Source organism: Mycobacterium deserti (assembly GCF_025345615.1).
Classification (GTDB): Bacteria; Actinomycetota; Actinomycetes; order Mycobacteriales; family Mycobacteriaceae; genus Mycobacterium; species Mycobacterium deserti.
On sequence record NZ_JAODWD010000004.1, the window covers coordinates 653,157 to 666,548 of the forward strand.

The 13,392-nt window shown below is 65.6% G+C and carries 13 protein-coding genes; 5 read left to right on the forward strand and 8 right to left on the reverse strand.

The genetic code is table 11. From position 1 onward, the window contains the following. The 6 genes from N4S67_RS19420 to N4S67_RS19445 are packed head-to-tail and all read right to left on the reverse strand — an operon-like array spanning nucleotide 1 to nucleotide 6,784. Nucleotides 1-858, reverse strand: a complete 858-nt coding sequence (locus N4S67_RS19420) for an MlaE family ABC transporter permease (RefSeq protein ID WP_260994609.1) — start codon at nucleotides 856-858, stop codon at nucleotides 1-3. 4 nt (nucleotides 859-862) lie between these two features. After that, a complete protein-coding gene (locus tag N4S67_RS19425) occupies nucleotides 863-1,675 on the reverse strand; it encodes an MlaE family ABC transporter permease (RefSeq protein ID WP_260994610.1) in 813 nt (270 codons plus the stop codon). Next, nucleotides 1,662-2,828 carry a thiolase C-terminal domain-containing protein gene (locus tag N4S67_RS19430; protein ID WP_260994611.1) on the reverse strand — a complete coding sequence of 389 codons (1,167 nt, stop codon included), beginning with the start codon at nucleotides 2,826-2,828 and terminating at the stop codon, nucleotides 1,662-1,664. The genes N4S67_RS19425 and N4S67_RS19430 overlap by 14 nt, the downstream gene beginning before the upstream one ends. Before the next feature lie 28 nt (nucleotides 2,829-2,856). After that, nucleotides 2,857-4,029, reverse strand: coding sequence for a Zn-ribbon domain-containing OB-fold protein (locus N4S67_RS19435; protein WP_260994612.1), 1,173 nt, complete (start codon nucleotides 4,027-4,029; stop codon nucleotides 2,857-2,859). 18 nt (nucleotides 4,030-4,047) lie between these two features. Then, nucleotides 4,048-5,256 carry a CaiB/BaiF CoA transferase family protein gene (locus N4S67_RS19440; protein ID WP_260994613.1) on the reverse strand — a complete coding sequence of 403 codons (1,209 nt, stop codon included), beginning with the start codon at nucleotides 5,254-5,256 and terminating at the stop codon, nucleotides 4,048-4,050. A gap of 28 nt (nucleotides 5,257-5,284) precedes the next feature. After that, complete coding sequence (locus N4S67_RS19445; protein ID WP_260994614.1) at nucleotides 5,285-6,784, reverse strand: aldehyde dehydrogenase family protein; 1,500 nt, start codon at nucleotides 6,782-6,784, stop codon at nucleotides 5,285-5,287. A 295-nt stretch (nucleotides 6,785-7,079) separates the two neighbouring features. Here N4S67_RS19445 and N4S67_RS19450 point away from each other — a divergent pair, with 295 nt between their 5' ends. The 5 genes from N4S67_RS19450 (at nucleotide 7,080) to N4S67_RS19470 (ending at nucleotide 10,795) form a co-directional block, all read left to right on the forward strand. Next, on the forward strand, nucleotides 7,080-7,778 hold the full coding sequence (locus tag N4S67_RS19450) for an SDR family NAD(P)-dependent oxidoreductase (RefSeq protein ID WP_260994615.1): 699 nt from the start codon (nucleotides 7,080-7,082) through the stop codon (nucleotides 7,776-7,778). A 26-nt stretch (nucleotides 7,779-7,804) separates the two neighbouring features. Then, the gene (locus N4S67_RS19455; RefSeq protein ID WP_260994616.1) at nucleotides 7,805-8,665 is read left to right on the forward strand and encodes a mycofactocin-coupled SDR family oxidoreductase; all 861 of its coding nucleotides are present in this window, start codon (nucleotides 7,805-7,807) and stop codon (nucleotides 8,663-8,665) included. 15 nt (nucleotides 8,666-8,680) lie between these two features. Further along, complete coding sequence (locus N4S67_RS19460) at nucleotides 8,681-8,875, forward strand: ferredoxin (protein ID WP_260994617.1); 195 nt, start codon at nucleotides 8,681-8,683, stop codon at nucleotides 8,873-8,875. 26 nt (nucleotides 8,876-8,901) lie between these two features. Then, entirely contained in the window at nucleotides 8,902-10,281 is a 1,380-nt protein-coding gene (locus tag N4S67_RS19465; protein WP_260994618.1) for a cytochrome P450, read from the forward strand. Nucleotides 10,282-10,345: 64 nt separating this feature from the next. Next, the gene (locus tag N4S67_RS19470; RefSeq protein WP_260994619.1) at nucleotides 10,346-10,795 is read left to right on the forward strand and encodes a hypothetical protein; all 450 of its coding nucleotides are present in this window, start codon (nucleotides 10,346-10,348) and stop codon (nucleotides 10,793-10,795) included. 5 nt (nucleotides 10,796-10,800) lie between these two features. Here the strand turns inward: N4S67_RS19470 and N4S67_RS19475 are convergent, their stop codons facing one another. Next, nucleotides 10,801-12,165, reverse strand: a complete 1,365-nt coding sequence (locus N4S67_RS19475) for an amidase family protein (protein WP_260994620.1) — start codon at nucleotides 12,163-12,165, stop codon at nucleotides 10,801-10,803. 18 nt (nucleotides 12,166-12,183) lie between these two features. Next, a complete protein-coding gene (locus tag N4S67_RS19480) occupies nucleotides 12,184-13,392 on the reverse strand; it encodes a DUF1214 domain-containing protein (RefSeq protein ID WP_260994621.1) in 1,209 nt (402 codons plus the stop codon).

Consider the following 13,392-nt stretch of genomic DNA (forward strand, 5'->3'; position numbering starts at 1 on the left):
CTAGCCCGACAAGTTGAAGTTGCCGTTGGAACCGTAAATGGACAGTGACACCAGCAAGGTGACCGAGACGACCACCACCAGTGAGGTGCGCACCGCGTTGCCCACTGCCACACCCACACCCGAGGGACCGCCGGAGGCGAAGTAGCCGAAGTAGGTGTGAATCAACAGGATCGTGATCGCCATCAACACCGCCTGCAAGAACGACCACAACAAGTCGATCGGGTTGAGGAACGTGTTGAAGTAGTGGTCATACAGCCCGCCGGACTGGCCGAACAACACCACCGTGGTGAACTGGCTGGCGACAAACGACAGGATCACCGCGATCGAATACAGCGGGGTGATCGCGATCATCCCGGCGATGATGCGCGTCGACACCAGGTATTCGATGGGCCTGATCGCCATCGACTCCAACGCGTCGATCTCCTCGTTGATGCGCATCGCACCCAACTGAGCGGTCACCCCGGCGCCGAACGTGGCGGCCAACCCGATGCCGGCCACCACCGGCGCGGCGATGCGCACGTTGATGAACGCCGCCAAAAAGCCGGTCAACGCCTCGATGCCGATGTTGCCCAGCGAGCTGTAACCCTGCACCGCCAGCGTGCCGCCGGCGGCCAACGTCAAAAAGCCGACGATCGCCACGGTGCCACCGATCATCGCCAACGTGCCCGCACCCATGGAGATCTCGGCGATCAAGCGGATGATCTCCTTGCGGAAATGCACCCCGGCATGCGGCACCCCGGCCAACGCCCGCAGGTAGAACAGCATGTGATCGCCGATGCGCGACAGCAGGTCCACCGGACGCCGCGACACACTCGTCAGACGCGGATAGGTGCTGCGAAGAACTTGCAAGGTACCCATCGCGTTATCCCGTCGTCATTCGAATACCGATGGCGGTCACCAACACGTTGATCACGAACAACGCCATGAACGCATACACCACGGTCTCGTTGACCGCATTGCCCACCGCCTTGGCGCCACCGCCGCTGATCATCAGCCCGCGATAACAGGCCACCAACCCGGCGATCAACCCGAACAGCGCGGCCTTCACACACGAGATGATCACCTCGGGCACACCGGTCAACAACGTGATGCCCGCGGCGAACGCACCCGGGTTCACATCCTGGATGAACACCGAAAACAGGTAGCCACCCAGAATTCCGATGATCACCACCAGACTGTTGAGCAGCAGAGCCACCAGACCGGCTGCCAACATCCGCGGGGTCACCAGCCGCTGCACCGGGTTGATTCCCAGCACCTCCATCGCGTCGATCTCTTCACGGATCGTGCGCGATCCCAGGTCGGCGCACATCGCCGTAGAACCCGCACCCGCCACGATCAACACCGTCACGATCGGACCGACCTGCGTCACCGCGCCGAAGGCCGCTCCGGCCCCACTCAGATCGGCCGCACCCAGCTCGCGCAACAGGATGTTCAGCGTGAAGCTCACCAACACGGTGAACGGAATCGCCACCAACAGCGTCGGCGCCAACGAGACCCGCACGATGAACCAGCACTGCTCCAAGAACTCCCGGCCCTGGAACGGCCGCCGGAACACGAACCGGACCGCATCGGCCGACATCGAGAACAGTCCACCCACGGCCTGCATCGGCCCCGAGAAATTCCTCAGCGGCGCAAGACCGGCCGACCACCGCTCCGGCCCACTACCGCGCGCCATGGCCTGATCCTTCCAAGATCGTGACAGCCGACACCGCGGTCGGGCCACCGATGTTGTGCGCCAGAGCGACTCGTGCGCCGTCCACTTGGTTCACCGCCTCCCCGCGGAGTTGTGCGAATAGCTCGACGCACTGTGCCACACCAGTCGCGCCCGGCGGGTGGCCTTTGCATTTCAGGCCACCGCTCGGATTGACCGGCAGCGACCCACCGATGGTGGTGGCGTCGGTCTCGAGCAGCTTGTGAGCGCCGAAGCGATCGGCGAAGCCGAGGTCTTCGTAGCTGATGAGTTCGATGCCCGTGAAGTAGTCGTGCACCTCGGCGACATCGATGTCGGCCGGGGTGAGACCCGCCATGCCGAACGCCTGCTTCGCGGCGCGCACGGTCGCGGTGAAAGTCGTCATGTCCGCCTTGTGCTGATGCATCACGGAATCCAGGCCAAGGCCGACGCCGCGGATCCAGACCGGACGATCGGTGAACCGGTCGACGACATCCTCGGCCGCCAGCACCAGCGCCGCGGCCCCATCGCTCTGCGGCGCGCAGTCATAGACGTGGAACGGGGTGACCACGGTCGGCGCATTGAGCGCCTGCTCCATGGTGATCTCGAAGCGCAGTCGCGCCTTGGGGTTCTTCACCCCGTGGCGGTGGTTCTTGACCGCCACCATCGCGAGATGTTCCCGGGTTGCCGGGGATTCGTGCAGGTACCGCCGCACGTGCAGCGCGCATCCCGCGGTGGCGACACCGAGCGGATAGTCCCACGCGGAGTCGCGGGCCATGGCTTCCCACTCCCACAGCACATCTCGTGACGTAGTGTCGCGGAGCTTGTCGGCACCCATCACCAGTGCGACGTCGCACGCGCCTGACGCAAGCCCGAACACGGCGTTTCGGATCGCGTCATGGCCGGTGGCACAGGAGTTCTCGACCCGGGTGACCGGTACCTCGGGCAGGCCGAGGACGTCGGCGAGGATGCCGGACGGCAGTCCGTCCGCGGTGCCCATCGCGCCGAACCACGCGGCCTGCAGGTCACTCTTCGCCAGGCCCTTGTCGACGCTGGCCGCGCAATCTGCGAACGCGATCGGCAGCAGATCCTTGATGCCGAGCGCGAAATGCTCGGCGAACGGCGTCATCCCGGCGCCGACGACGGCGACTTTCCTCATGCGCGGTCCGCCGGCATCTCGCAGACCCTCATGCTGCCGCCGCCGGTTCGAACGCGTAGCCGTAGTCGGGCACCCCGGACCGGATTGCGACCCTGCGCAGTGCGAGCCTGCCGCGGTCACCGATGTCGACCGACCCCGGTTCGGTACCGGTCACCTTCACCAGCGCCCGCACGCCCACGTTGTCGAGTTCGACGATCACAAGCGAGTACGGCGAACGCAGCCCGGGTACCGGTAGATGCACCGTCGTTTCCGTGTACACGGTGCCGGTGCGCGGCAGCGGCACCAACTCGTAGTCGGTGGTCAACGCACCGCCGTCACCGACGCGATAGCGCGGAGGGAAGTCCAATTCCTCCGAACCGGCGAACTGCCCTGCCTCCCAACGGACCTTGGCCTCGAACGCCCGCTCGTATGCCGCCAGGGAGATGGGTAGATCGACATCGGTGACATAGTCGCCCTCGGGCAGCGGCCGTGCCGACGGCTCCCGGCGGTGCGTCGCCGCCGCGCCGCCCGCGACCGTGATGCCGGACAGGATGGCCTGCTCGACGGCGACGAGGGGCCCGAGGGAACCGGCATCGGCCATTCCGGCGAGTGCGAACAGACTGGAACTGGCCCCCGAGGTCGGCAGGGCGGGCGGATTGCCGATGCACAGGTCAAGCGCGCGACGATGATCGACACCCGCAACCGCGGCGGGGGTGTCCAGCCACGCCGCCTCCAGGGAGGCGATCAGGCCGCGCTGATGCAGCAGCCGCGGATCGCCGTAGTCGTGCACGTCTCCGGTCGAGTTGCGGGTGCGCACCGGAAGGCTCCGCGAGATGCGGGCCGCCGTGCGCACCTGCAACCCGCGGTCGGAAGTAACGACGGCGGCGGCACCCGCGGGCTCGACATCGCTACCGATGATCAACGTCCGGGGCCGTGCGGAGCTCAGCGCGTCCAACGTCGCCGGCGCACCGCCGAGACGCTCGTCGACCTCCAGTTCGGGGTCGAGCCCCAGCCCGGCGAGCAGCACTGCGGCGTTGCTGCTCTCCAGCAGTGGCAAGTCCCGGCTGACCAGCACCACCCGCTCCACTGCCCCACCGCCGGCCAGCGCGGCGCGGCCCGCCTCGACCGCAAGCGTGATCGCGTCCTCGTCGTCGCCGGGCACCCGGTGCTGGGGGGTTCCCCAGCACGGCAGGTAGGTGCCGATCGAAGCGACATAAGGCATTGCGCGGTCTCTTTCGACTTAGGTGACGGCGCCGGCCGTCTTGAGCTCGATGATGCGGTCCCAATCCAAGCCCAGTTCCAGCAAGATTTCGTCAGTTTGCTCCGCGAATCCCGGAGCGGGTCCGGTTTCGGGAGCGCTGACATCGAATTGAACCGGGTTCGCGACCAATTCGAGCTCGCCGGCCTGTACCAGGTATTCGTTGGCGCGGATCTGGGTGTCCTCGACCGCCTGCAAGGTGTCCTGCACCGGCGCCCACGGTCCGAGCAGGCTCGAGAAGCGCTCACTCCACTCGGCGAGCGGGCGCTTGGCCATCGTCTCCTTGAGGATTTCGGCAGCCGCCTCGGTGTTCTCGGCGATCGACTCGACGGTGGCGAACCGCGGGTCGTCGGCGAGCTCGTCGAGACCCATGTGCTTGCACACGTCGGCCCAGAACTTCGTGGGCTGCATCATCACGAAGGAGATGTAGCGGTCGTCGGCCGTCGGATACAGACCGACGAGCGGATTGATCGGCGACCCGTGCACCCCGGGCGGGAAGGCCTCCATCCGCTGGCCGAGGTGTTTGGTCAGCGCCACGGTGTGTCCGAGCGACCACAGTCCGCTGCCCAGCAGCGACACATCGACCACCGACGGCTCGCCGGTGCGTTCGCGCTTGAGCAGCGCGGCGGCAATCCCGCCGGCCAAATTGGTTCCTGAAATGGTGTCGCCGTAGGCGGGTCCGGGCGGACCGACCATGCCCGGCGTGCCGGGCGGCGTGATCGTCGCGGCCGTGCCTGCGCGGCACCAGAACGCGGTCATGTCGTAGCCGCCCTTGACCGACTCTTCACCGCGCGGCCCGAGCGCACTGCCCCTGGCGTAGATGATCTTCGGGTTGACCGCCCGAACATCGTCGACGTCGATGCCGAACCTCTCTCGATGGCCGGGCAGGAAGCTGGTAAGGAACACGTCTGCCTTTTTCGCCAGCTCCAGCAGCACCTGCTTGCCCTCGGGCACGGACATGTCCAGACCGATGCTGCGCTTGCCGCGGTTGGCGTGCTCGATGTTCGGGTTCGGGTCTCCCTCGACGCGCAGCAGCCCCGTCTGCCGCAGACCGCGCTGCGGGTCACCGGTCACCGCGTGCTCGACCTTGATGACGTCGGCACCCCACTCGCGCAGCACCGCACCGGCCGACGGGACGAACCCGTACATCGCGACCTCGAGAACGCGAATGCCCTCCAATGGCCTACTCATGGCACTCTCCTCTTCGCGCGAGCGCTCATCAGCCGCCCACCACCGTCGCAAATGTCTTGCTCTCCAGGAACTCTTCGAGTCCTGCCGTGCCCATCTCCCGGCCGATCCCCGACTGTTTGAAGCCGCCGAAGGGCGTGTCGGGGCTGAAGTAGTTGCCGCCGTTGATCGAGAAGGTTCCGGTGCGGATGCGGCGGGCCACCGCGAGCGCCCGATCCTGACTGCCGAACACGGCGCCGGACAGTCCGTAGATGGAGTTGTTCGCGATGCGGACGGCGTCGTCGTCGTCGGAGTAGGCGATGACCACCAGGACCGGACCGAACACCTCCTCCTGGGCGATCTCGCTGTCGGGGTCGACGCCGGTCAGCAGCGTGGGGGTGTAGAAGTATCCCGGATCGACCTTTTCGCCGCCGGTGACCAGCGTGGCGCCGGCGTCGACAGCGCGCTTCACCATGCCGTCGACCTTGTCCCGCTGTTTCTCGCTGATCAGCGGGCCCATGTACGTGCCTTCCGCGGTCGGGTCGCCGTAGCGCACCAGGCCGAAGTTGTTCTTGACCAGCTCCACGATTTCGTCGTGATGCTCGCGCGGCACCAGCAATCGCGACGTCAGCGCACAGCCCTGGCCGGCGTGGGTGACCATGCTGAACGCGGAGAAGAGCGCAGCCATGCTGAAATCGGCGTCGTCGAGCACGATCGCCGCCGACTTGCCGCCGAGTTCGAGGAAGACCTTCTTCAACGTGTCGCTCGCAGCCGCCATGATCCTGCGGCCCGTCGGCGTCGAACCAGTGAACGTGACCATGTCGACGTCGGGGCTCGCGGTCAGCGCCGCGCCGACCTCCGGGTCCGCACCGCTGAGCACGTTGACCACGCCGGCCGGGATGTCGGTGTGGTTGGCGATCAGTTCGCCGAGCGCGAGCGTGACCAATGGTGTGTCCGGAGCGCCCTTCAATATCACTGTGCAACCCGCGGCGAGTGCCGGAGCGAGCTTGGCCAGAGCAAGCTGGTTCGGATAGTTGTAGGCGATGATGGCGGCCACGACACCGGCCGCCTCCTTCTCGACCCAGCGGTGGTGCTGCATGCCGCGACTCTCGATGTTGCCGAGATCCTCGGTCATCGGATAGCTCTTCAACAAATCCGCGTAGTAGCGCACGATGTCGATCGGCCCGTCCAACTGCGCGCCCGCGATCAGTGCAGGGGTGGCGCCGACCTCGGCGATGGTGAGCGCGGCAAGTTCCTCGCGATGCTCGACGAGCGCCGTGTGAAACTGCTCGAGGCACCGGATCCGTAGCTCGGTGTTGGTAGACCAGTCGGTCGTGTCGAAGGCGCGCCGCGCGGCGGCGATCGCGGCCTCGGCGTCGCCGACCGTGGCGTCCGGCGCATGGCCGAGCACGAGACCGGTGGCGGGGTTCACCGAGGGAAACGTCCGTGGGGTCTCGAGCAGCCGGCCGTCGATCAGCAGGCGACGCTCGACACGCGCTTGCGCGGTGTCGGCTTGTGCGCTCTCGCTCGAGATGGTGGTCGCTTCCTGCATCATCCTCCTCAGCGCGCGGGCAACGTCCGTCGGCAAGGTCGTCGGCCTGCGCTACGTCCCCCAATATGATGGAAACTTCATTCTCATCTTCGGCGAATCATACATTCGCGACAAGAGAACACAAGCAAATGGACAGAACTGCCGCTGCCTGCAATTAACGGTGCGACAATCGACCGTCGAACGTCTCACCAGTGCGAATCGCGCTCTGTTCTTGTCTTGCACAATTGCAACGAGCGAGAGTACGGTTCTCATAATCGGAAGGATGATTCTTGAACGCTGAAGACCTGGCGGCGCAGTGAAGAGCGCTGTTGTGACCGGCGGCGCCTCGGGCATCGGCCTGGCCGTCGCCCAGAGGCTGCGCGCCGACGGCATGCATGTGGCCACGCTCGATCTCAATCCCACCGACGACGAGTTCGCGTTCACCGCCGACGTCACCGACCGGGGTCAGGTGGACGAGGCGCTGGGCGCGATCCGCGCGAAACTCGGGCCGGTCGCTGTTCTGGTCAATGCCGCGGGTCTCGAATCGTTCAAGCGCTTCTCCGAGATCGAGTTCGACCGTTGGCAGCGCGTCATCGACGTCAACCTCAACGGTGTCTTCCACTGTGTACAAGCCGTGCTGCCGGACATGATCGAGGCCGGATGGGGCCGAATCGTCAACATCTCGTCGTCGAGCACGCATTCCGGGCAGCCGTTCATGTCGGCCTACGTGGCCGCGAAGTCGGCGGTCAACGGGTTGACCAAGTCGCTCGCGCTCGAATACGGGCCCCACGGCATCACCGTCAACGCGGTGCCGCCTGGATTCATCGACACCCCGATGCTTCGGAAGTCCGAAGAACGCGGGTATCTCGCTGTGCAGCAGAGCATCGAGTCGACTCCGGTGCGCCGGATCGGTCGGCCCGAGGACATCGCCGCGGCGTGCGCTTTCCTGGTCTCCGAAGAGGCCGGGTACATCACCGGACAGATCCTGGGCGTCAACGGCGGCCGGAACACGTAGGCAAGCAGTTCAGAAAGGACACCTCAGTGGGACGGGTTCAAGGCAAAGTCGCTTTCGTCACCGGCGCCGCTCGCGGGCAGGGCCGCAGTCACGCGGTTCGATTGGCCGAAGAAGGCGCCGACATCATCGCGGTTGATCTGTGTCAGGACATCGAGACAATCGGATATCCCATGGCGAAGCCGGAGGATCTCGAGGAGACCGCGAAGCTGGTCGAGAAGACCGGACGCGGGGTGTTCACCGCGCAGGCCGACGTTCGCGAGGCCGCCCAACTGCGGGCGGCGCTCGAGGAGGGCATCTCGCAATTCGGTCGCCTCGACATCGTCGTCGCCCAGGCCGGGATCGCCGGTATGAAGGGCAATCCCCCGCTGCAGGCCTGGGTCGACGTCATCAACACGAACCTGATCGGCACCCTCAACGCGATCAACGTGGCGCTGCCGCATCTGTCAGAGGGCGCAGCCATCGTGGCCACGGGGTCCACCGCGGCGTTGATGGACACCCACCAGAAGAACGATCCGGGCAACGATCCGGGCGGCATGGCCTACGTGCACTCCAAGCGGGCGCTGTCGAACTACGTTCACGACCTCGCGACCGAGCTTGCGCCGCGCGGCATTCGGGCCAACGTCGTTCATCCGACGAATTGCAACACCGACATGCTGCAGAGCGAGCCGATGTACCGGTCGTTCCGGCCGGACCTGGAGAAGCCGACGCTTGCCGACGCAGAGCCGGTGTTCTACGTGCAACAGGCGATGAAGGTGCCGTGGATCGAGCCGATCGACATCAGCAATGCGGTGTTGTGGCTGGCATCCGACGAAGCCCGCTATGTGACCGGGATGCAGGTTCGGGTCGACGCCGGCGGCTACCTCAAGTGGTACGACTACCACATCTGATCGGAGACAACGCAAGTGAAGGTTTCTGTCGACTCAGGGCGGTGCCAAGGCCACACGCTGTGCTCGATGATCGCCCCGGATTCCTTTGAGCTCAGCGACATCGACGGCACGGCGTCGCCGGTGAACGAGGTGGTCCCGCCGGATCAGGAGGACGCGGTTCGCGAGGCCGTGCAGTCCTGCCCGGAGCAGGCCATCTCGATCGAAGAGTGACCGACCAGAGCACAGGGAGATCTATCGTGAGCAACGTCGACGACATCGCCGGCGATGCAGCCGCTGACAGCGATCGCAAGAAGAATCGGTACCACTTCGATCGCCACACGCCGGAGTATCGCGAACAGTTCGAGAAGATCACCGCGGAGATGCAGTCCCGGTGCCCGATGGCGTGGACCGACACCTACAACGGGCACTGGGTCGCCGCGGACAGCAAGCACGTGTTCGAACTGGCCCGTTGTCCGGCGGTGTCCAACGACCACGACATCAACAATGAGCGCAGGGGCTATCAGGGCATCACCATCCCGAAGGCGCAGCGCGCCACCGTCGTCCGCGGGGGAATCCTCGAGATGGACGAACCTGAGCACAGCATCTACCGAGGTGCGCTGAACCCCTACCTGTCCCCCGCGGCGATCAAGCGGTGGCAACCCTTCGTCGACGAGATCGTCCGCGCGGCCCTCGACGAGAAGATCGAGTCGGGCCGCATCGACTTCGTCGACGACCTGGCCAACATCGTTCCCGCGGTCCTCACGCTGGCGATGATGGGCATCGAACTGCACAAATGGCCGGTCTACAGCGAGCCCGCACACCTGTCGGTGTCCACCCCGGAACACTCACCCGACGCGCCGCGCGTCGCGGAGATGAACCGGCAAATGGGCATCGACATGATCAACACGATGATGGAGGTCCGCGAGAATCCGCGGCCCGGGCTCATCAACGCACTGCTGCAACTGCGCATCGACGGGGAGCCCGCCCCTGACCTCGAGATCCTCGGCAACCTGGGGTTGATCATCGGCGGCGGCTTCGACACCACAACGGCGCTCACCGCGCACGCACTCGAGTGGCTTTCGGAGAACCCGGACAAGCGGGAGCTGCTCAGTCGCGAACGCGATACGCTGCTGAACCCGGCCACCGAGGAGTTTCTGCGCTTCTACACTCCGGCTCCCGGCGACGGGCGCACCTTCTCGGCGGACGTCGAGGTCGAGGGCCAGCGCTTCAAAGAGGGCGAGCGCCTCTGGATCTCCTGGGCGATGGCCAACCGCGATCCGGCGGTGTTCGAGAAACCCAACGAAATCATCCTCGACCGAAAAGGCAACCGGCATTTCAGCTTCGGTATCGGAGTGCACCGCTGCGTCGGGTCGAACGTCGCGCGCACCGTGTTCAAGTCGATGTTGACCGCAGTGCTCGACCGGATGCCCGATTACGTCTGCGACCCCGAGGGCACCGAACATTACGAGACCATCGGCGTCATCCAGGGCATGAAGCATCTGCCCGCGACGTTCACCCCGGGCAAGCCACTCGGACCCGGGCTCGACGAGACACTGAAGAATCTTCAGCGCATCTGCGACGAGCAGCAACCGGCGCGGCCCATCACCGAGCACAAGGACGCCGTCGTCATTGATTGATCCGAACCGGACTTCGCGGCGAGGTGATTTGATGAGCATCGGTGAGAGGTAGGAGGGGACGGCGATGAAGTCCTTCAAGATCATGACCGCTGCCGTGCTGATGGTGGCCGCGGCAATCGTCGCGCCGCCGCCCGCGCAAGCGATGATGAAGCTCGGTAATTACGACCTGCTCACCAACAGGTATGACCGACCCGCGTCGGCCTCGTGGTTCTGGTACGTCCGCAACTGTTGGCCGGACAAGCAACCGGACTGTGTGCACGTCGCAGCGCGACCGCGGCGTGCGTTCTACCGTTACTACGAGGGCAGCGCGCAACTGGTCAACGGCCGCTACACCATGACCGTTGACGTCGTCGACGGCTTGATCTGCCCTGATAATCGACGTCTGCCCACTCGCGAGACATACTCGTGGGACGAGGTGTCGCTGGCCGGAACCATCGAATCGCATTACAGCGTCGGTTGTTTCAACGGTCCGCCGGGAATGCAGTTCTGGACGTTCGCGCTGGTGCGGCTGTAGACGAGTCACACCCCTGGCGGGGGGGCGAAACCGCCGAGGACCTCCTCGATACACCGTGCCACCGCCAAGGTCGTCCGATCCTCGAGATACGGCCCGACGACCTGAATGCCGACGGGGAGCCCGGTGGCGGTCTGGCCGATCGGTACCGCCGTCGCGGGAAGATACGCCACCGTTGGTAGGCCGACCCAGCCGAGAAGGTCCAGATACGAGCGGTTTCCGTCGACCAACGTGAGGATCCGGTCGGCCATGGGCTCAAGGTGGTCATGGGTGATGGCGGGCACTATGGCTACGGGCATGAGAAGCGCGTCGACGTGCCGGAAGAACTCCGCCATCTTGGCGCGGATGCGCTCGCGCCGCTCATTGGCCGTCAACCAGTCCCGGTGGCGCAGGGTCGAGGACGGATCCATCAACGGGTACAGCAACTCCATATGCAGCCCGACCACCGCAGGCAGGCTCACCGGCGAAGGAGCGTCGACGACGTTCGCGCCGGCGTCCACCAACGCATCCACCGCGGATTGCAACACGACCGCGACATCCTGCTCGACCGGATACGCCGGGTCGTCCAGCCAGGTGGCCACTCGCAACTGAGTCAGAGCCGTTGCCCGTGCCTGCGGCAGGTCGAGGCGCCACGCGATGGCATTGGACGTTGCCGGCCCGGCCAGAACTGTCAGAGCTAGTTCGAGATCCGTTACGGAGCGGCCCAGCGGTCCCATCACGGCGAGGTCGGCGGCTGACAGGGCACCCGGCGGCGGGGGTAGATGGCCCCGCTGCGACACGATGCCCCAGCTAGGTTTGTGCCCGCACACTCCGCACCAATTCGACGGCATGCGTATCGATCCCGCGATGTCGCTGCCGAGCTCAAGAGCTGTCATGCCGGCCGCGAGCGCTGCGGCGGCCCCACCCGACGATCCTCCCGGGCTACGCGCGCTATCCCATGGGTTGTTGGTGGTTCCGAAGACCGGGTTGTAGGTCTGCCAGTCGGCCGCGTAAGCGGGCGTGTTCGTCTTGCCGAAGATCACTGCGCCCGCGGAACGCAACCTCTGCACGGCGTCGGCGTCGCGCTCAGGTACGTGATCCCATGCCGGGACCCCACACGTGGTGCGCATACCCGCCGTCTCGTAGGTGTCCTTGACCGTCATCGGCACACCGTGAAGGGGTCCGATGGGCTCACCTTGGGCCAGAACCGCGTCAGCGGTGTCCGCCGCCCGACGCGCGCCGTCGACGTCCAGCGTCACAACGGCATTCAGCGCTGGGTTGAGCAGGGCGACGCGGTCCAGGTAGCCATCGAGAAGCTCGCGACTGGAGAACTCGCGCCGACGGATGCCTTCGGCCAGGCGATGGGCGGGCCACAGGGCCGAGTCGTCGGTCACCATCGCACCGTAGCGACATCACAGTCGGTAGCGCTGACGAATTCCGTTGAACCGCTCCCACATCTGTGCGGTCCGCTGTTCGGGAGTCACCGTCGCGGTGTCCGGCGGCAGCACGTCTGCCAAGCCTGTCCGCTCGATCAGTCGGGTATTCAGCGCTGCCGGTTGACCTTCGAGCATGTGACGGTAGGTGACGTTGCCGCGTTCGAAGCCCTGGGTGTCCATCCAGTTGTGATAACCCGGGTCGTCATGCGACAGGATGATCCGGACCCTGCCGTCACTGTCGACTGCTGTGCGACTCGGGGTGTAGCTCACCGGCCGGTACAGGAAATCCATGCTGGTGAAGAAGACGCCCATGTTCGTCAGACTCCACAGCCCGTCGTGCGCGTCGAACTCGACGATCAGTGCCTCGTCGGGCGCGAGCGCCCAGTGCATGTTCACCGCTGCCCGGCCACGTTTTGCGTCGGCGCCGGTCGACGCGACGGCGGGAAAGCGATTCGGATGCTCGGCATCGACCCCGCCATAGGTGAACGGGAACTCGGGCCAGTCGTCCATCAACCCGGTGACGAAGTGGCCGGCCCACTCGATCGCCTCGATCATCACCGCGGGTGTTGGCGCCGGTTTGGGCGAGCCCATGTCCACCCGTTCGATGCGTAGTCGAGCCGGCGTCTCGTCCCATGCGTCGAATCCCTGCCGAATGAACACCTTCCGTGAATCCGCGGTGGTCGGCAGCCAATTCGGCCCGCGCCGCGGTCCGCCGACGAAGATCTCGAAGTCGCCGTCGGGCGCTACCGCCAGGTCGGCACCCGGCAGGTTCGCTTCGGGCACGTCGCCGAACGGCTCGTGCAACACACCATCCCCGTCGGGGCGCCGACCCTGCACGGTGATGTTGAAGAACCGTGCGGTGCCACGTGTTCCACTGATGCGGTAGACGGACTCACCGTCTATCCACGCCTGGTGGTAGGTGAAGTCGGCACAGTCCCCCCCGAGCTTTCGCGTGGGAGTGCAGAACGGATGCACAAGCGGATATCGGGTATCACGAGTCTCGAGGGCCAAATCGAACGCCTGACCGAGGTTCTGGGTGAGAAATCGGAAACCGTCGACGCGTTGGATGCCCAAGGCGGAGTTGTGGTCCTTGAAGACGCGGTCCCCCGCAGCCTTGAGCCGGTCGCAGAAGTCGGCCCACGCCGCGGCGAGTGCGATGTCGTCGCCGCCGTCTCCGAATGCCAT